The organism is Nocardia sp. Marseille-Q1738 (genome assembly GCF_965283145.1).
On sequence record NZ_CBDIMS010000001.1, the window covers coordinates 258,846 to 275,306 of the forward strand.

Genomic DNA, 16,461 nt, shown 5'->3' on the forward strand with positions numbered 1-16,461 from the left:
GTTCATTCGAGATGGTCGGCCACACCACGACCATCCGCTCGAAGGGAGGTGAACATGCGAACGTCCCTCGGCATCTCGGCCGGGACCGAGGTCGTGTGCTCCGCGCTGGTCGCCACCGCGTCCAATGGCGCGCAGAGCTTCGACTACCGCGTCGTCTCCGCCGACGCGGCCCATTCCGATCTCGGCGACCTGGTGGCGTCCTCGATCGAACTGATGACCACCCAGCTGCCGACCACTCAACCGCCGCGCGACGTCGTCCCGCCGGTCGGTGGGCGCTTCGCCGGTGCGCCACGCGATTTCGAGTCCGTGACCAGGCGCCCGCCCACGAGTGTCGCGGTCGCCTACCGCACCAAGGAGCAGGCGCAGATCATCCGCTCGGCCACCGGGAAACAGCGTGATCTGCGGCTGATCCCGGAGGGCACCGCCGCGTTGACCTATCTGCGGTACACGGGTCTGCTCGACCGGTACGACACGGTGGCCATCGTGGATCTGGGCGCGGCCGGGCTCACCGTCACCATCGCCGACCTCACCGACGACTCCCTGCTCCGCTCCGATCGCACCGCGGCCGTCAGCGGCAAGGTCATCGACGACCTGATCTACCACCATCTGGTGGACCTGCACTTCGCCCGGCGCGGCACTCGCCCGAACCGCGGCATGCTGACCAACCGGGGCCGCGCGGCCAAGGAGCACCTATCCGTCGCGCCCGCGGTCACCATCGACCATGTCGCGGGTCGGCCGCTGAAGCTGACCAGGGCCGACTTCGAAGAGTTGATCGCCGACCTGCTGCGCGACCTGACGGTGTTCGTCGCCGCCGCCTTCACTCGCGCGCCGCGGCCACCGGAGGCGGTCGCGGTGATCGGCGGCGGCGCGAACATTCCCGCGGTGCTCGACAGGTTGACCGCCGCCCTGGACGTGCCGGTGTTCACCGTGCCCGACCCGGAAGCGGTGACCGCGAAAGGCGCCGCGCTGGTCGCGGATTCGGTGCAGCCGTCGGTGTTCCCGGTGGGCGCGCTCGGCGGCGACGCGCCCGCCGGAACGTTCACCAAGGTGTTCGGCACCCTGGCCGGCGCGATCGTGGTCGTCGGCCTGATCGTCGGCTACGGCGTGAAGACGTTCGCACCCACCTCGGACGACGAGGTCTCCCCCGCGGGGACCACGAGCACTGCCTCCCACCTGCCGACGCCGGTGCCCGTCCCGCCGCCGACCCCGGCAGGCACCGCCAATGGCCGCGACCAGGACAGCACCGTCCGGCCCACCACAAGCATCGCGCCGACCACCACCGGAGAGGCAGGCGGCACCGGAGTCCCGTCGACCACGCCGACCCAGCCCACGCTGCGCCCCGACCCGAACCTCCCGCCGATCCCGTTCCCGGAACTGCTCGGCCCGATGTACGGCAATCGGACTGTGCCACTGGGCGCTTCGTCCAATGCCGAGCCGAGCGAAGCTGAGGACCGGACATTCGGCGCCGCGGACGGTCGGAGTTCCACACCGACCCAGGCACCCGCGCGGTCGAGTCTGCCGCTCCCGCTACGAACGAACTCCGGGTCGGCGGCGGATCCCGGACTGCTCATGTCGAACTGACTTGGCCACCCGAAAGCCGAGCGCATCGGCGGCCGAGCCGGTCCAACACCCTGCGAAGCCAACGCAACTACTGATATCGAAAGCACATGGGTACCTCATCGGGTACGCCCAAAACCTGAGCGGCACCCAACGCAAGACCTGAACGGAAATACCGCGCCCCCGACTGGTACGGCCTAAAGGCCCGGAGAGGCGGGGGAGACGAGGCTGACCGACACCGGCAGGCCCGGATCGGTGGCGACGGTCAGCGGCGATGGTGCAGCGCCGCCCGCGATCACGTGTGCGCCGAGCGCCGCGATCATCACTCCGTTGTCCGTGCACAACCGGGGCTTGGGCACCCGCAGGGTCAAACCTGCGGCGGCGCAACGCTCCTCGGCCATCGAACGGATCCGTGAGTTGGCCGTCGCGCCGCCGCCGAGCACCAGCGTGCCGACGCCGACGTCCTCGGCCGCGCGCACCGCCTTCATGGTGAGCACGTCCGCGACCGACTCCTGGAACGACGCCGCGATATCGGGGATGGGCAGATCGTCGGCGGCGATGCCATCGCGCTGCGCCGCCTCTACGTACCGGGCCACCGCGGTCTTGAGGCCGGAGAAGGAGAAGTCGTAACGCGGGTCACGCGCTCCGGTCATGCCGCGGGGGAACGTGATGGCGTGCGGATCACCGGTCGCCGCGGCGGCATCCAGTGCGGGACCACCGGGAAAGCCCAATCCGAGCAGGCGCGCCACCTTGTCGAACGCCTCCCCCGCCGCGTCGTCGACCGTGCTGCCCAGCTCGACGATCGGCTCGGCCAGATCCGTGACGTGCAGCAGATGGGTGTGCCCGCCGGAGACCAGCAGCGCGACGCACGGCGGCATCGGCCCGTGCTCCAAGGTGTCCACCGCGACGTGCCCGCCGAGATGGTTGAGTGCGTAGAACGGCACATCCCACGCCGCCGCATACGCTTTCGCCGCCGCGACACCGACCAGCAGCGCACCGGCCAAGCCCGGTCCGATGGTCACCGCCAGCGCGTCCGGCTTCGCGATGCCCGCGGCGGACAGCGCGCGGCGCATCGCGGGCACGATCGCCTCCAGGTGTGCGCGCGAGGCGATTTCGGGGACGACGCCGCCGAAGCGCGCGTGCTGGTCGACGCTGGAGGCGACCTCGTCGGCGAGCAGTTCGCAGGTGCCGTCGGCATTCCTGCGGACGATGCCGACGCCGGTTTCGTCGCAGGAACTTTCGATTCCCATGATGATCACGAGAGCACCTCGTCCGGTGTGCGCCACGCCCGCTCCGCGCCGGTCAGCGCGGGGCGGCGCATCGTGTACGCGTCGGCGCCGCTGGGGTGGTAGTAGTTCTTGCGCAATCCGATGATGTGGAAGCCGTGCTTGGCGTAGAGCGCGATCGCGGGCGCGTTGTCGGTGCGGACCTCCAGGAACACCGGTCCACCGCGCCTGCCCGCCTCGGCGAGCAATGCCTCCAGCAGCAGCGTGCCGATGCCCGCGCGATGGCAGCCCGGGTCGACGCCGATGGTGTGCACCTCGGCCTCGGGGTGTTCGGCATCACCCAGCAGGGCGATGCCCGCGTAACCGACCATTCGCCCGTCGTCGTCGCGCGCGGTGATGTAGCGGTTGTGCGCACCGGCCAGCTCGGACTGGAACGCCACCGCGGCCCACGGGTCGTCTTCCGGGAACAGCAATTGCTCGAGTTCGACGCAGCGCGCGATATCGGCGGGCACCATCGGTTCGATTCGGACAGCCACCGTCACGCCCCCGTCCGGTCGAGCTTGCGATAGGCGTTCTCGACGGCATCCGGCCTGCGCAGGTACAGCGGTACCAGCGGCTCCGGCACGGTACGGGCGAGCAACTCGGCCGCCGCGACGCGTACCAATCCGGCGGGCGAGGGTGTCTCGGCCGGGAGCACGGGAAGATCGAAGAAGTCGACGTGCGAAGCGGATCCGGCGATGGCCGTGGCCGGTCCCGCGTCCAGTTCGCCCGGCTTGCATACCTCGGGTCCCTCGACACGCGCGCCTTCTCGGTATCGCGCCCAATACACCTCCCGCCGGCGCGCGTCGGTCACCACGAGCAGCTCGCCGGTCGGCGGAAGTTCCACCGCGGCGTCCGCCGCGATCGCGTCGAGGCTGCACACGCCGTACACCGGGATACCCAGCGCGTCACCGAACGCGGCCGCCGTCGCCATGCCCACGCGCAGACCGGTGAACGGTCCGGGACCGACGCCGACCACGATCGCGGCGATATCGGTCCTGGAACGGCCTGCCTCGGTGAGGCATTCGAGAATCTGCGGGGTGAGCACCTCGGCGTGGGCACGGGGGTCGACCCGCACCCGGGAGGCGATGGTGCGCGCCTGGACGGGGCCGGCCGCGTCGGCGCCCTGATCCAGGTCCACCAGTCCCGCTGTAACGGCGGGTGTCGCGGTGTCGACGGCGAGTACAAGCATGATTGGCCTAACGATACCGGGTGGTAGGCGCCACCGATGCGAGCTACCTGGTAGCTAACCCACCCATTCCCAGATCGCGGTGCGCACATCCGAATCCGGCTCGCGCGACAACAGCACGCGCAAGTGGCGCTCGGTGAGGTGCTCCACCACGCCGCGCCCCCACTCCACCACGACCACCGCCTGATGCAGATCGGTGTCCAGGTCCAGGGCGTCGAGCTCGTCCAGGTCGCCGCCGAGCCGATAGGCGTCCACGTGCACCATCGGCACCGCCGGCGCGCCCGCACGGTGCCCGGCCGGGTGCTGACGGGCGATGATGAACGTCGGCGAGCTGACCCGGCCCCGCACGCCGAGCCCTTCGGCGATGCCGCGGGTCAGCGCGGTCTTGCCCGCCCCGAGCGGGCCGTCCAGCACCACCAGGTCACCGGCGTGCAGGTCGGCGGCCAGTTCGCGGCCGAGGGCTTCGGTGTCGGCGACGGTGGGCAGCACCCGTTGCCGCGGATCAGCCACCGGCCACCTCCGAGGCATCGCCCAGCAGCGGTTCGATGGCGCCCGCGCGCACCAGCAACCGGTCAAGAGCGGCATTGACGATGTCCGGGTACTGCATCTGCGGCATGTGCGCGGCACCCTCCAGCCGGATCAGCTCGCTGCCCGGCAATGCTTCGGCCAGCGCACGGGAATTGCGGAACGGGATCACCTGATCGTGGCCGCCGCCGAGCACCAATGCCGGTGTTGTCGCCAGGGCGGGCAACGCCGCCGACTCGTCGTGCAGTTCGATGGCGTGGAGGAACTTCACGATGGTTTCCACCGGCGTCCGATCGATCATCAGCGTCGTGAAGCGCGACAGGGTCGGGCTCACCGGGCCGTGGAACGAGCTGACGTGCAGGATCGGCGTGATCACGTGGCGCGCGGTGACGCGGCCCGCCTGCACCAGCGCGGGCGAGGCGTGCACGGCCAGCCGGAACCCGTCGATCGCGGGGTTGCGCAGCAGCTGGCCGATGCCCGTCGTGGTGACCTCCGCGGCGGTGGTCGAGAGCAGCGCGATGCCGATCACCCTGTCCGCGAACAGCTCCGGGAAGCGTGCGGCCGCGGCCAGGATCGCCATTCCGCCCAGCGAATGCCCGACCAGCACCACCGGTCCGGTCGGCGTGGTGGCCGTCAGCACGGCGGCGAGATCGCGGCCGAGCTGGGCGACGGTGCAGCTCGCGGTGCTCGGCGTACCGGAGCTGCCGTGCCCGCGCAGATCGAAGAACACCATGCGGACCTGTGCGCCCCAAAGCTTTTCCAAGTCGCGGCGCTGGAAGTGGAAGGACTGCATGCTGTTGCAGAAGCCGTGCAGGAAGATCACCGTGACGGGCGCGTCGTCGGGGCCGCAGGTCCGGGTGGCCAGGGGTACGCCATCGTCGGCGAGCACCGTGCCCGCGCGGTCCGCATCGATCAGCGCGAAATTCTCGTCGCGGTAGTCGTCACCCCGTGCGGGCCACAGCACACGCGCCCCGGCACGACGCAGAGCGTGCGCTCCTGCCAGCGCGCCGACCACGCCGACGGTGGCCAGCCCGCCGCGCAGCGGGGTCACCCGGAACCGGCTCATCGAGCGCCGCCGACGTAACGCCGGGTCACCCGGCCGCGCGGCGAGCACACCACTTCGTAGTGAATGGTGCCGAGTAGGTCCGCCCATTCCTGGGCGTGCGGTTGTGTTCCGAACAGGATCGCGGTGTCGCCTTCCTGGACGCCCGCGGCGTTGTCGCCGAGATCCACGACGAACTGGTCCATGCACACCCGGCCGACGTTCCGGCGCCGAGCGCCGCCCAGCCAGACGTCGAACCGTCCACTCAAAATACGGAACACGCCGTCGGCGTAACCCGCGGGGATCAGCGCGACGGTGGTGTCGTGCGGTGCGATCCACTGGTGTCCGTATGAGACGCCCTCCCCCGCCGCAACCTGCTTGACCAGCGCGACCCTCGCCTGGAACGTCATCGCCGGACGCAGGCCGAAGTCGTCATCGGGTATCGGGGAGAGGCCGTACATGGCAATGCCGGGGCGGACCAGGTCGAAGGCCAGATCGGGGCGGGTCAAGGTGGCGGCCGAGTTGGCGATGTGCGCCAGCTCGGGTTCGAGGCCGTGCTCCTTGGCCGCGGCGATCGCTTCCAGGAACCGGGCTCGTTGCACGTCGTTGTTGGGGTGTTCCGGTTCGTCGGCGTGCGCCAGATGCGAGAAGATCGCGCGGAACCGCACCACCCGCTCGTCGACCAGAGCGCGCAGCGGCGTCAGGACCTGCGGGTATTCCACCGGCAATACGCCGTTGCGGTTGAGGCCGGTGTCCACCTTCACGCTGACCGTCGCGGTACGCCCGGTCTTGCGGGCCGCGGCCTCGACCGCCCGCAGATGAGCCGGCGAGGAAACCCCGATTTCGACATCGGCGGCTACCGCGGCCGCGAAGTCCGCGTCCGCGTTGTTGAGCCAGCACAGGATGGGCGCGGTGATCCCGGCCGCGCGCAGCTGCACCGCCTCGGCCGCCGTCGTGACACCCAGCTCTGCCGCCCCCGCCGCCAGCGCCACCCTGGCCACCTCGACCGCGCCGTGGTTGTAGCCGTCGGCCTTCACCACCGCCATCACCCCGGCGTCCCCTGCGTGTTCCCGCAGGATCCGCACGTTGTGGGCGATCGCGTCCAGATCGATGACCGTTTCCACTTGCGTACTCACGGCAGTGCTATCCGCCTCTCCGCGTTCAGGCCGTACCAGTCGGGTGGCGCAGGATTCGCGCTCAGGTCCTGCGTCCGGTGCCGCTCGAGCTCTGGGCGTACCCGACAGCTACCCATGTGCTCGAGAAATCAGTTGTTGCGTTGATCCCCGTCGAGTCTATTTGCGTGTGGGCTGCCGGTCGCAGCCGGTTGAGGCGCCGATCGACCTGTGTGACCGGGCGCGGATTCCGACAGTGCGAGAAACGCGGCACCCGGCGCACCGGTACGCACGTGCCTTCGCGGTGCGCCGATGAGGTTGTGCAGTGGGCATTCGCGGGGTGGGCCGCGTCGGGTCGGCAGTGCTAATCGCTCACCGAACTCCGGCCGACTGTGACACGGCTCCCATTTGTCGGCCTACCGACTTCGGCAACGCAAGCCCCCTGACGATTCAGTGCGTGCTGGTGCTCACATACCCGCACCCTGCGAATCAGAGACGGCGATCGCGGGACCGACGCGCGCCGACAGCGGGCTGGCCGAGATAGGCACTCCGGCGAACGCGCCATCACCGACAGCGAGCTCCGCGTTCGCATCGCCTAGTCAGAAGGGGTGTGCGAGGCGGCGGAGGATGCCGATCGCGGAGCGGACGTGGGCCGACAGGAGGCCGGCGGAGATCGGGGCTCCGGCGGGGGCGTCGTCGAGGGCGGCGAGGTTCGCGGCCAGCGCGTGTACGCGCGCGGCCGCGGCGGCGGACCAGGCGGGGTCGCGGCCCGCCGCGAGCAGCGCGCCGATGATGCCCGAGAGCACGTCGCCCGCACCGGCGGTCGCGGCCCAGGAGCCGCCCGCGTCGTTGACCAGAACGGGGCGGTCCGGCTCGGCGACCAGCGTGGCTCGGCCCTTCAGCAGCACGGTGACCTGCCAGGAGTCGGCGAGTTCGCGGACGGCGGCCACCCGGTCCGCGCCGAGCTCGCGGCCGGTGAGGCGGGCGAACTCGCCGGCGTGCGGGGTCAGGACGGTCACAGCGGCGCGGTCGCGCACCAGCCACGGTTCGGAGGCGAGCAAGGTCAGGCCGTCGGCGTCGATCACCACCGGGAGATCCGTGGACAGGATCTCGATGAGGCGCTTCCTGGCGTCGGCGTCGGTGCCCGCGCCTGGACCGAAGACCCAGGACTGGACACGTCCGGCAGCGGCGACCGTCGGCGTGGCGATCACTTCCGGGAAGTGGTTCAGCACCTCGGCCGCTCCCGTTCCGGCATACCGCACCATGCCCGAGGTCGCGGTGACGGCGGCGCCGGCGCACAGCACCGCGGCGCCCGGATACGTCGCGCTGCCCGCGCAGACGCCGGTGACGCCCTGCGTGTACTTGTCATCGGCCGGGCCGGGGACCGGCCACGCGGCGCCGATCGAGACGGGCTCCAGCGCGGCGAGGTTCGGGTCGGGGAGGCGTAATCCGATGGGAACCAGTTCGATTCGGCCGCACTGCGCAGCTGCGAGGGCGTGTACCGGTTTGTAGGCGCCGAAGGCGACCGTGACGTCCGCGCGGACGGCGGCGCCTTCGATCGCACCGGTATCGGGGTCGACGCCGCTGGGCAGGTCGGCGGCGACGATCGGAGCGTCCAGCGCCGCAACGATTTCCGCCGCGCGCGGACGAAGCGCGCCGTGACCCGAGATGCCCACGATGCCGTCGATCACCAGGTCCGGGTCGCCGACGTGATCGGCGATTCGCCCGCCCGCCTTGCGCAGCGCCGCAAGCCCTTTCGCGTGTGCGCGTTCCGGATTCAACAGCACCGCGGTCACCGCGACACCGCGGCGGCGCAGTTGCGCACCGGCCCAGAGCGCGTCGCCGCCGTTGTCGCCGGACCCGACCAGCAAAGTCACCGCGCGTCCGGCGATACCGCCGGTGCGCTCCCGGAGTTCGCCCGCGACCACGGTGGCCAGGCCGTGCGCCGCGCGTCGCATCGGCACCCCCTCCGGCACCCGGGTGAACAGCTCGGCTTCCGCCGCACGCACCTCGTCGACGGTGAAATAGCCCCGCTGCGTGGACATCGCCGCTCCCTCCGTCGGTGTGGCCTACTACGCTTGGCCATCATGCCAAGCGCCCGCCGCCACACAAGGACCATCCAGGTGGTCACGGGAGTCGCCATGACCGGTGCGCTGCTGCTGACCGGATGCGGCGACGACGAATCCGGCTCGGCCGCCACGACCACGCGGAAACCGGCCCGCCCGGCAACGACCACCGCGCAGCAGACCGGCGAGCGCGAGCCCGCCGCCGCCACCGTCGCGGTCGACGACATGAAATTCTCTCCCGCCGAGGTCACCCTCGAGGTCGGCGACACGGTCACCTGGAAATTCGACGACAAGGTCCCGCACTCCGTGCAGGGCATCGGCGACAAGGCGATGGGCATCAACAGCCCCATCCTCGACAAGGGCGAGTGGAGCTACACCTTCACCAACCCGGGGACCTACCGCTACCTCTGTTCGCTGCATCCGGAGATGCGCGGATCGGTGACCGTCGAGTAGCGCGGACCGACGGCCCGCATCCGGTCGCCTCAGACCGGGCGGTAGTCGCGGGTGTGGGCGCCGCGGGTGTTCAGTGCTTCGACGGCGGCGACGAGCGGAGCGAGTTCCGGGTCGGCGGCGGCTTGGCCGAGGGCGCTGGCGAGGGCGTCGTCGTGCGTAGGGCGGGCCTGTTCGAGGAGGTCGAGGCCCGCCGGGGTCACGTCGGTGTAGATGCCGCGGCGATCGTCGGGGCACAGGTAGCGCTGTAGCAGGCCGCGGTCTTCGAGCCGGGAGACCAGACGGGTGGTGGCGCTCTGGCTCAGGACCACAGCCTCGGCGACCTGGTTCATGCGCAGGTGGCCGCCGGGTCCGTCGTGCTGACGGCTCAGCACGAGCAAGAGCGAATACTCGCGAACGCTCAGGTCGTGGCCGGATTGCAGCGCCCTTTCGATGTGCGCCTCGATCCGATCGTGCAGCAGTGAGAGTGCGTACCAACCATCGGCCAGGCCGGTCAGGGCGGCTTCCGCGGTCATGGCGTTCCTTTGGCATCGGGGATTCTGCCTCCAGGATAGCCAGGCAGCACAATAGCCAGCGTTTGCATTTATTGTGCGTCTGCAATTATTGTCTTCGCCTGTAAGGATCTGACGCAATTTTCATGTGGAGGCTCCCCATGCCACTCGCACTACTCGCCCTGACCCTCGGGGCATTCGGAATCGGGACGACCGAATTCGTCGTCGTCGGCTTGTTGCCCGAGGTCGCCGACACCTACGCGGTGTCCATCCCCACCGCGGGCCTGCTGGTCAGCGGTTACGCGCTCGGTGTCGTGGTGGGTGCGCCGCTGATGACCGGGCTCGGCACCCGTGTGTCGCGCAAACGCATGCTGCTCGGCATGCTGGCGCTGCTCGTCCTCGGCAACATCTTGTCCGCCGTCGCACCGACCTTCGGTCTGATGCTCACCGGGCGGATCGTGGCGTCGCTCGCGCACGGCGCGTTCTTCGGCATCGGCGCGGTCGTCGCCGGCACCCTGGTCAGCGCCGATCGGCGGGCCGGCGCGATCGCGATCATGTTCACCGGACTCACCGTCGCCACCATGGTCGGCGTGCCGCTGGGCACGCTGCTCGGCCAGCACTTCGGCTGGCGGCTGACCTTCTTGTTCGTCGCGTTCGTCGGCCTGATCGGCCTGGTGGGCGTCGCCGCGCTGGTTCCGGAACAGCCCGCGCCCACGGACGCGAGGCTACGCACCGAACTCGCGGTCTTCCGCAATCCCCAGGTCGTGCTCGCGATGGCGATGACGGTGCTCGGCTTCGGCGGCGTGTTCGCCGCGATCACCTATCTGGCCCCGATGATGACCGAGGTCACCGGCTACGCGGACAGCTCGGTCACCTGGCTGCTCGTGCTGTTCGGTCTGGGCTTCTCCGCGGGCAACCTGATCGGCGGCAAGTTCGCCGACCGTCACCTGATGCCGATGCTGTATCTCACCCTCGGCGGGCTCGCGATCGTTCTCGCGCTGTTCACCGTCACCGCGCACAACAAGGCCGCCGCCGCGATCACCGTCGTGCTGATCGGCGCCCTCGGTTTCGCGACCGTCCCGCCGCTACAGAAACGCGTCCTCGACCAAGCGGCGGGCGCGCCGACCCTGGCCTCCGCCGTCAACATCGGAGCGTTCAACCTCGGCAATGCCATTTCCGCCTGGTTGGGCGGTGTGGTCATCGCAGCCGGGCTCGGGTACACCTCCCCCAACTGGGTCGGCGTCGCTTTGGTCGTGATCGCGCTCGGCCTCGCGGTCCTATCCGGCTACCTGGAGCGCCGCACCCCGACGATCCCGGCCGAAGCTCCTGTTCCCGTCCATGCGTAGGTAATCACGCACGAGCGAGAACTCGCCATTGATACGCAGCAGCCGCGCACCCCGAGGTGCGCGGCTGCCGGTCTATTCCACGGTGACGGATTTCGCCAGGTTGCGAGGCTTGTCGACGTCGTAGCCCCGGGTCTGGGCCACCTCGGCGGCGAATATCTGCAGCGGGACCGTCGACAGCAGCGGCTGGAACAGAGTGGGCGCGCTGGGGATCTCGATGAGGTCGTCGGCGAACGGACGCACCGTGTCGTCGCCTTCCTCCGCGATCACGATGGTGCGCGCGCCGCGGGCCTGGATCTCCCGGATGTTGCTCAGCAGCTTCGAGTGCAGCACCGCCCGGCCCTTCGGGGACGGCATCACCACGATCACCGGAAGCCCGTCCTCGATCAGCGCGATCGGACCGTGCTTGAGCTCGCCCGCCGCGAAACCCTCGGCGTGCATGTAGGCCAGCTCCTTGAGCTTGAGCGCGCCCTCCAGCGCCACCGGGTACCCGACGTGACGGCCAAGGAACAGCACCGTCGGCACCTGCGCGAGCTCGCGCGCGATGGTCCGTACTTGCGGCGCCGTCTGCAGCACCCGCTCCACCAGCCGCGGCATCGCCTCGAGTTCGGCGAACTCGCGCGCGACCTCGTCCGGGTACTTGGTGCCGCGCGCCTGCGCCAAAGCGAGTCCGACCAGGTAATTGGCGGTCACCTGGGCCAGGAACGCCTTGGTGGAGGCGACGCCGATCTCCGGCCCGGCCCTGGTGTAGAGCACCGCGTCGGACTCGCGGGGGATCTGCGCGCCGTTGGTGTTGCAGATCGCGAGGACGCGCGCCTTCTGCTCCTTGGCGTGGCGCACCGCCTCCAGCGTGTCGGCGGTCTCACCGGACTGGGAGATCGCCACCACCAGCGTGGAGCGGTCCAGAACGGGATCGCGGTAGCGGAATTCGCTGGCCAGCTCGACCTCGACGGGCAGCCGGGTCCAGTGCTCGATGGCGTATTTGGCGAGCAGACCGGAGTGATAGGCGCTGCCGCAGGCGACGACGAACACCTTGTCGAAATCACGCAACTCTTGGTCGGCGAGGCGCTGCTCGTCCAGCACGATCCGGCCTCCGCCATCCTGATCGGTGCTGAAATGCCCCATCAGCGTGTCCGCGACGGCGGCGGGCTGCTCCTCGATCTCCTTGAGCATGAAGTAGTCGTGACCGCCCTTCTCGGCGGCGGCCAGATCCCAGTCGATCGTGAACGGGCGCGTGCGCGAACCGGCGTCCTCGCCCGCGAAGTCGGTCACCCGGTAGCTGTCCAGGGTGATCACCACGGCTTGGTCCTGGCCGAGCTCGACCGCCTCGCGGGTGTGCTCGATGAACGCCGTGACATCCGAGGCGATGAACATCTCGCCCTTGCCGACGCCGACCACCAGCGGTGTCGAACGACGCGCGGCCACGATCATGTCCGGATGGTCGGCGTGCGTGAAGACCAGGGTGAACGCACCCTCCAGGCGGCGCAGCACGGCCAGCGCGCTGGCCGCGAAGTCGCCGGCGGTCGGGCCCCCGGCATACGCCCGGGCCACCAGATGCACGGCAACCTCGGTGTCGGTGTCGCTGCGCAACTCGACACCGGCGTCTTCCAGCTCACGACGCAGCGGAGCGAAGTTCTCGATGATGCCGTTGTGGACCACGGCGACCTTGCCGCTGTGGTCGCTGTGCGGGTGCGCGTTGCGGTCGGTCGGCGCGCCGTGCGTGGCCCAGCGGGTGTGCCCGATGCCGGTAGTGCCCGCGAAACGGTCGATCCCGTTTTCGGACAGTTCGGCCTCCAAATTGGCCAGCCGACCGGCCTTGCGCTCCACCGCCAGCGCGCCTGCGCCGTCCAGGATCGCCACGCCCGCGGAGTCGTAGCCGCGATATTCCATGCGGCGCAACGCGTCAACGACGACGCCGAGCGCGTCTCGGTACCCGACGTACCCCACGATTCCGCACATGGCTCACCACACTACTTATCGGATAACGTTCACGTCGTGTCGGCGTCTGTGAAATCGCTACTGAGCACCCTGACCAGCCGCGGTCCGCACCGTGTGCTGCGCGGCAATCTGGCCATCGCCGGCCAGCCGGGGGTGGTGTTCACGCCCGAGTCGGGGCGCAACCTGCCTGCGGTCGCCTTCGGCCACGGCTGGCTGACCGGCGCCGCACACTACCGCGGCCTGCTCGAACACCTCGCTTCCTGGGGAATTGTGGCCGCCGCCCCGGACACCGAGCGCGGGCCGATCCCGTCACATCTGGGACTGGCCGCCGATTTGCTCACCACGCTCGACATCTGCACCGGCGTGCGGCTCGGGGACGGCGAGATCAGCGTGCATCCCGAACGTCTCGCCCTGGCCGGACACGGCATGGGCGCAGGCGCCGCGGTCATCGCCGCCGCCCAGCGGAAGGTCGCCACCGTCGCGGCCCTGTTCCCCGCGCCGACGGCCCCGTCCGCCGAAGACATCGCACTCGAGCTCGACCTGCCCGCGCTGATCTTGGCGGGCGCGACCGACATCACCTCGGTCAGCTCCAACGCCATCCCGCTGGCCACGGCATGGGACGGCCCCGCAATCCTGCGCGTCATCGACAAGGCCTCGCACAACGGCATCATCGAGGGCCGCCGCGTCCTCGCCGCGGTGGGTGCGGGCAAGCACGAACCCAAGGCGGCCCGCATCACCCGCGCGCTGCTGGCCGGTTACCTGCTCGCGACGCTGGCGGGCGACAAGACCTACCGTCCCTTCGCCGAGCCCGAGGAAGTCATTCCGCACACCGCGGTCATCGACCCCCACGCGCCCCACGAAGAAGAGCCGCCGAAGCTGAAGGTGGGCCAACTGGTGGGGCTCCTGCGGCGCTGATCACCGGGGTTCAGATCAGCCAGCTCTTGCGCTGGTAGAACTTCGCCTCTTCGTCCTCCTCGTCGACCGGGGTGACCGTCTGGTTCGCTTTGCGGGCCGCCATCGATCGCGCGATCGCCTCACGCTGCTCGCGTGCCTCGGCCTCCAGCCGTTCTTTCTCCTCGGCCTCGGCGCGAGCTCGCTCCAGCTCGGCGGCGTGCTCAACCCAGAACTTGTCCATGTCGGCCGCCAGGTTGTCGGCGAATTCGCGACCCCTCGCCGCGGTCTGCTCGTTGATCTCCTGGATCTCGTCGATCAGGATTGCCATCCGGCGCTGGTTCTCCTCGGCGAGTCGCCTCGCCTCCTCGGCGTAGTTCACCATGCGGCATCTCCTCGCTCATCCTGCGCGGTATCGGGGATCACAGCGGTCCTGCCTCAGCCAATTCCGCGCCGCTGTCGAACGGCGCCGCGGGTTGCGGTTCGCCCTGCTCCGGTTTCGCTTCTCCCTGCTCCGGTATGGGCTTGGGCCAATGCTCGCCGTCTTCTTCGCGTCGCGTGGTCGGCGGAGTTCCGGACGGCACGCCTGGCTGGCCGGTGCTCGGTTCAGGGGCGGGTGTGGCGTCGACCGGCTTGTCCTTGTCCGGCGTTTCGGGAGCCGGGGTATCGGCGGGCACAGCGTCTTTTGGCTCGTTCATCGAGATGACCGGCATCCCGTGCTCGTCCAACTCGAGCTCGAACTCTTGTTGCTTGCCCGCCTCGTCGGACAGGACGAGTTTCAACTGGCCGTCCGGGCCCATCTCGAAGGTCACATGCTTTCCGGCGATATCGAATTCGGCCTTCGGCTTGCCGTCTTCGTCGGCGTTCTTCGGATCGATGCTCGCTTTGAGCTTTTCGATCGCGTCGTCGATTCCGCTCTTGATGGTTCCGCTCAGCGCGGAGATGCCTTGCTGGACCGTTTGGGCGAGACCGGTCGCTAGTGGAGACAATCCCCCCGCCACCTGGCTGATCGCGGCCAGGCCGTCCAGTCCTGGCAGCTTGGGGGCAAGAGGGGCCGGAGCAGTTGGCGTGGTTGGCGTTGTCGGTGTGGTGCTCGCCGGGACTGTGCTCGGTGTGGTGCTCGCCGCGACCGTGGAGGGCGACGGCGTGCCGGGAGGGCCCGGCGGCGCGGAAGGACTGGGCTGGTTCTGGTTCTGCGGCTTGTCCTGGGACGGCTTCGCCGGCCCCTCCGGGCGCGGGTAGGCGCGGTCCGGCACCGCCGCCAACGCATTGGTCAGGTTCTGGTACTGCTGCTTGAAGTGATCGTCGGTCTGTTTGCAGGCGTCGATGTAGCGCGTCAGTTTGGCATCGAAGTCCCGTTTGAAGGGGTCCCGCAGCCAATCGTTGACGGTGTTGCGAACCTTTTCGCCGAGCGGGGTGTCCAGTTGGAGCTTGGCGATTTGTCCGGATAAATCGAGTGCGGGGAAGATCCGGTAGAGGTCGCTTGCCTGCTTCCCGCTGATCCACTCGCGCGCTTTGTGCACGTCGACAATGACTTTCACATCTTCCGGAGTTTTGCCCTCAAGCTTGACGACCCTGCTGCCTTTCCCCGAATCCTCCAGCAGCCCGAGTACCATATCGGCTTTCCAGCCGACCGACTGGCGCAGCGAGTTCGCCATCGGCTCGATCGTCTTCCACGCATCCCTCGTGTGCTGCCGGTCCTCGTCGGCAAGGACGGACTGCTTGGTGAGCATGTCGAGCGCGGCGTCGGCCGCCGCTCCCTGCCACAGTCCGGGCAGGCGGCCGGTGTAGCCGCGTTGCGCGTCCCACTGGGTATCCGCCTCGGCGAGCGCGGCTTTCAGCGCTTCCCCCGCCTGCTCCAACTTCTCCACCCGCGTGCCGCGTTGCTCGTCGTACATCGCCAGCAGCTGGTTCAGATCGCCGCGGCCGCCGTTGTTGCCGAACGCCGCCTCGTACAGCGGCATGAATTTGATCCAGTACTGCAGCCCGAAGCTGCCTTCGTCCAGGATGGCGTCGATCGCCTTACCCTGCCAGGAAACGGTCATGATTCCGGCTCCTCGAATGTCTGGCGTTCAGTGGAAACACGTGTCGTCATCCGGCGGTCTCACGTCTTGGGCGTCTCCGCCGCGCGCTGCTGGTCGGTGTCCGAGTACGCCACAACCGCCGCCCCCAGCGCGTCAGCGGTCGCGGTCGTGGCGTCACTCCAGTCCTTCAGCCACGCGCTGATGCGTTGCAACCCCTGATGCACCGCGATGCCCTGCTGCGCGTAGTTCCGCCCCGCCTCGCCGCCGTCGCCGAACATGTGCTCGGCAACCTGTTTGGCTTGGTTGCGAACACCATCCGCCGATCTCCGATAGTCATCCCCCAGCGCACCGAGCTCCCCCGTCCGAACCCCGACCATCTCAGACCCGCCCACGGTTCCCCTCCGTCCTCGTAGTCTCAACTCGCCAGGCGCCGAATCTCCTTCGCGCCGACTGCCGCCATACTTCCTTCGACGCGACACACCGACATTCGGTTCCCCCGAATTCGACTCGGTGTCCGTAGGAACCTACTGTCCGCACCCAGCGGCGACAACCAGCACAGATCAGTACT

Annotated in this window: 16 protein-coding genes; 4 read left to right on the forward strand and 12 right to left on the reverse strand. The window is 69.3% G+C overall.

Annotation, left to right across the window (positions count from 1 at the left end; genetic code table 11):
• Positions 1 to 54 precede the first annotated feature (54 nt).
• Positions 55 to 1,581 (forward strand): Hsp70 family protein, encoded by a 1,527-nt coding sequence (locus ACWPXK_RS01275; protein WP_454194177.1) that lies wholly within the window; start codon positions 55 to 57, stop codon positions 1,579 to 1,581.
• Between the two features lie 173 nt (positions 1,582 to 1,754).
• Here the strand turns inward: ACWPXK_RS01275 and tsaD are convergent, their stop codons facing one another.
• The 7 genes from tsaD to ACWPXK_RS01310 all read right to left on the reverse strand — a co-directional run bounded on the left by tsaD (position 1,755) and on the right by ACWPXK_RS01310 (position 8,735).
• Positions 1,755 to 2,816, reverse strand: a complete 1,062-nt coding sequence (gene tsaD, locus ACWPXK_RS01280; protein WP_454194178.1) for a tRNA (adenosine(37)-N6)-threonylcarbamoyltransferase complex transferase subunit TsaD — start codon at positions 2,814 to 2,816, stop codon at positions 1,755 to 1,757.
• A complete protein-coding gene (gene rimI, locus ACWPXK_RS01285; protein WP_454194179.1) occupies positions 2,813 to 3,319 on the reverse strand; it encodes a ribosomal protein S18-alanine N-acetyltransferase in 507 nt (168 codons plus the stop codon). Before rimI ends, tsaD begins: the two co-directional genes overlap by 4 nt.
• Positions 3,320 to 3,321: 2 nt before the next feature.
• Positions 3,322 to 4,014, reverse strand: coding sequence for a tRNA (adenosine(37)-N6)-threonylcarbamoyltransferase complex dimerization subunit type 1 TsaB (gene tsaB / locus ACWPXK_RS01290; protein ID WP_454194180.1), 693 nt, complete (start codon positions 4,012 to 4,014; stop codon positions 3,322 to 3,324).
• A 54-nt stretch (positions 4,015 to 4,068) separates the two neighbouring features.
• Entirely contained in the window at positions 4,069 to 4,539 is a 471-nt protein-coding gene (tsaE, locus tag ACWPXK_RS01295) for a tRNA (adenosine(37)-N6)-threonylcarbamoyltransferase complex ATPase subunit type 1 TsaE (RefSeq protein WP_454194181.1), read from the reverse strand.
• The gene (locus tag ACWPXK_RS01300) at positions 4,514 to 5,602 is read right to left on the reverse strand and encodes an alpha/beta fold hydrolase (protein ID WP_454194182.1); all 1,089 of its coding nucleotides are present in this window, start codon (positions 5,600 to 5,602) and stop codon (positions 4,514 to 4,516) included. The genes tsaE and ACWPXK_RS01300 overlap by 26 nt, the downstream gene beginning before the upstream one ends.
• On the reverse strand, positions 5,599 to 6,753 hold the full coding sequence (alr, locus tag ACWPXK_RS01305; protein WP_454195391.1) for an alanine racemase: 1,155 nt from the start codon (positions 6,751 to 6,753) through the stop codon (positions 5,599 to 5,601). The genes ACWPXK_RS01300 and alr overlap by 4 nt, the downstream gene beginning before the upstream one ends.
• A 536-nt stretch (positions 6,754 to 7,289) precedes the next feature.
• A complete protein-coding gene (locus tag ACWPXK_RS01310; protein WP_454194183.1) occupies positions 7,290 to 8,735 on the reverse strand; it encodes an NAD(P)H-hydrate dehydratase in 1,446 nt (481 codons plus the stop codon).
• 42 nt (positions 8,736 to 8,777) lie between these two features.
• Here ACWPXK_RS01310 and ACWPXK_RS01315 point away from each other — a divergent pair, with 42 nt between their 5' ends.
• Complete coding sequence (locus tag ACWPXK_RS01315; RefSeq protein ID WP_454194184.1) at positions 8,778 to 9,209, forward strand: cupredoxin domain-containing protein; 432 nt, start codon at positions 8,778 to 8,780, stop codon at positions 9,207 to 9,209.
• Positions 9,210 to 9,238: 29 nt separating this feature from the next.
• Here the strand turns inward: ACWPXK_RS01315 and ACWPXK_RS01320 are convergent, their stop codons facing one another.
• A complete protein-coding gene (locus tag ACWPXK_RS01320; RefSeq protein WP_454194185.1) occupies positions 9,239 to 9,721 on the reverse strand; it encodes a MarR family winged helix-turn-helix transcriptional regulator in 483 nt (160 codons plus the stop codon).
• 137 nt (positions 9,722 to 9,858) lie between these two features.
• Here ACWPXK_RS01320 and ACWPXK_RS01325 point away from each other — a divergent pair, with 137 nt between their 5' ends.
• Positions 9,859 to 11,043 (forward strand): MFS transporter, encoded by a 1,185-nt coding sequence (locus tag ACWPXK_RS01325; RefSeq protein ID WP_454194186.1) that lies wholly within the window; start codon positions 9,859 to 9,861, stop codon positions 11,041 to 11,043.
• A gap of 72 nt (positions 11,044 to 11,115) precedes the next feature.
• Here the strand turns inward: ACWPXK_RS01325 and glmS are convergent, their stop codons facing one another.
• Positions 11,116 to 12,999 (reverse strand): glutamine--fructose-6-phosphate transaminase (isomerizing), encoded by a 1,884-nt coding sequence (gene glmS / locus ACWPXK_RS01330; RefSeq protein WP_364325013.1) that lies wholly within the window; start codon positions 12,997 to 12,999, stop codon positions 11,116 to 11,118.
• A gap of 36 nt (positions 13,000 to 13,035) precedes the next feature.
• Between glmS and ACWPXK_RS01335 the strand changes: the two genes are divergently transcribed.
• Entirely contained in the window at positions 13,036 to 13,893 is an 858-nt protein-coding gene (locus ACWPXK_RS01335; RefSeq protein ID WP_454194187.1) for a poly(ethylene terephthalate) hydrolase family protein, read from the forward strand.
• Between the two features lie 10 nt (positions 13,894 to 13,903).
• On the opposite strand, the gene ACWPXK_RS01340 is transcribed toward ACWPXK_RS01335, so the two are convergent.
• Genes ACWPXK_RS01340 through ACWPXK_RS01350 form a run of 3 tightly spaced genes read right to left on the reverse strand, consistent with a single transcriptional unit; the run spans position 13,904 to position 16,285 of the window.
• Positions 13,904 to 14,254 (reverse strand): hypothetical protein, encoded by a 351-nt coding sequence (locus tag ACWPXK_RS01340; RefSeq protein WP_454194188.1) that lies wholly within the window; start codon positions 14,252 to 14,254, stop codon positions 13,904 to 13,906.
• A 37-nt stretch (positions 14,255 to 14,291) separates the two neighbouring features.
• A complete protein-coding gene (locus ACWPXK_RS01345; RefSeq protein ID WP_454194189.1) occupies positions 14,292 to 15,914 on the reverse strand; it encodes a hypothetical protein in 1,623 nt (540 codons plus the stop codon).
• A gap of 59 nt (positions 15,915 to 15,973) precedes the next feature.
• Positions 15,974 to 16,285 carry a hypothetical protein gene (locus ACWPXK_RS01350; RefSeq protein WP_454194190.1) on the reverse strand — a complete coding sequence of 104 codons (312 nt, stop codon included), beginning with the start codon at positions 16,283 to 16,285 and terminating at the stop codon, positions 15,974 to 15,976.
• Positions 16,286 to 16,461: the final 176 nt, after the last annotated feature.

Excerpts from the sequence above, each read along its gene's own strand:
- ACWPXK_RS01325 (WP_454194186.1), top strand. The coding sequence starts at position 9,859 with ATGCCACTCGCACTACTCGCCCTGACCCTCGGGGCATTCGGAATCGGG.
- ACWPXK_RS01275 (WP_454194177.1), top strand. The coding sequence starts at position 55 with ATGCGAACGTCCCTCGGCATCTCGGCCGGGACCGAGGTCGTGTGCTCC.
- ACWPXK_RS01315 (WP_454194184.1), top strand. The coding sequence starts at position 8,778 with ATGCCAAGCGCCCGCCGCCACACAAGGACCATCCAGGTGGTCACGGGA.
- glmS (WP_364325013.1), bottom strand. The coding sequence starts at position 12,999 with ATGTGCGGAATCGTGGGGTACGTCGGGTACCGAGACGCGCTCGGCGTC.
- ACWPXK_RS01345 (WP_454194189.1), bottom strand. The coding sequence starts at position 15,914 with ATGACCGTTTCCTGGCAGGGTAAGGCGATCGACGCCATCCTGGACGAA.
- ACWPXK_RS01310 (WP_454194183.1), bottom strand. The coding sequence starts at position 8,735 with ATGTCCACGCAGCGGGGCTATTTCACCGTCGACGAGGTGCGTGCGGCG.
- ACWPXK_RS01340 (WP_454194188.1), bottom strand. The coding sequence starts at position 14,254 with ATGGTGAACTACGCCGAGGAGGCGAGGCGACTCGCCGAGGAGAACCAG.
- tsaB (WP_454194180.1), bottom strand. The coding sequence starts at position 4,014 with ATGCTTGTACTCGCCGTCGACACCGCGACACCCGCCGTTACAGCGGGA.
- ACWPXK_RS01300 (WP_454194182.1), bottom strand. The coding sequence starts at position 5,602 with ATGAGCCGGTTCCGGGTGACCCCGCTGCGCGGCGGGCTGGCCACCGTC.
- ACWPXK_RS01320 (WP_454194185.1), bottom strand. The coding sequence starts at position 9,721 with ATGACCGCGGAAGCCGCCCTGACCGGCCTGGCCGATGGTTGGTACGCA.
- tsaE (WP_454194181.1), bottom strand. The coding sequence starts at position 4,539 with ATGCCTCGGAGGTGGCCGGTGGCTGATCCGCGGCAACGGGTGCTGCCC.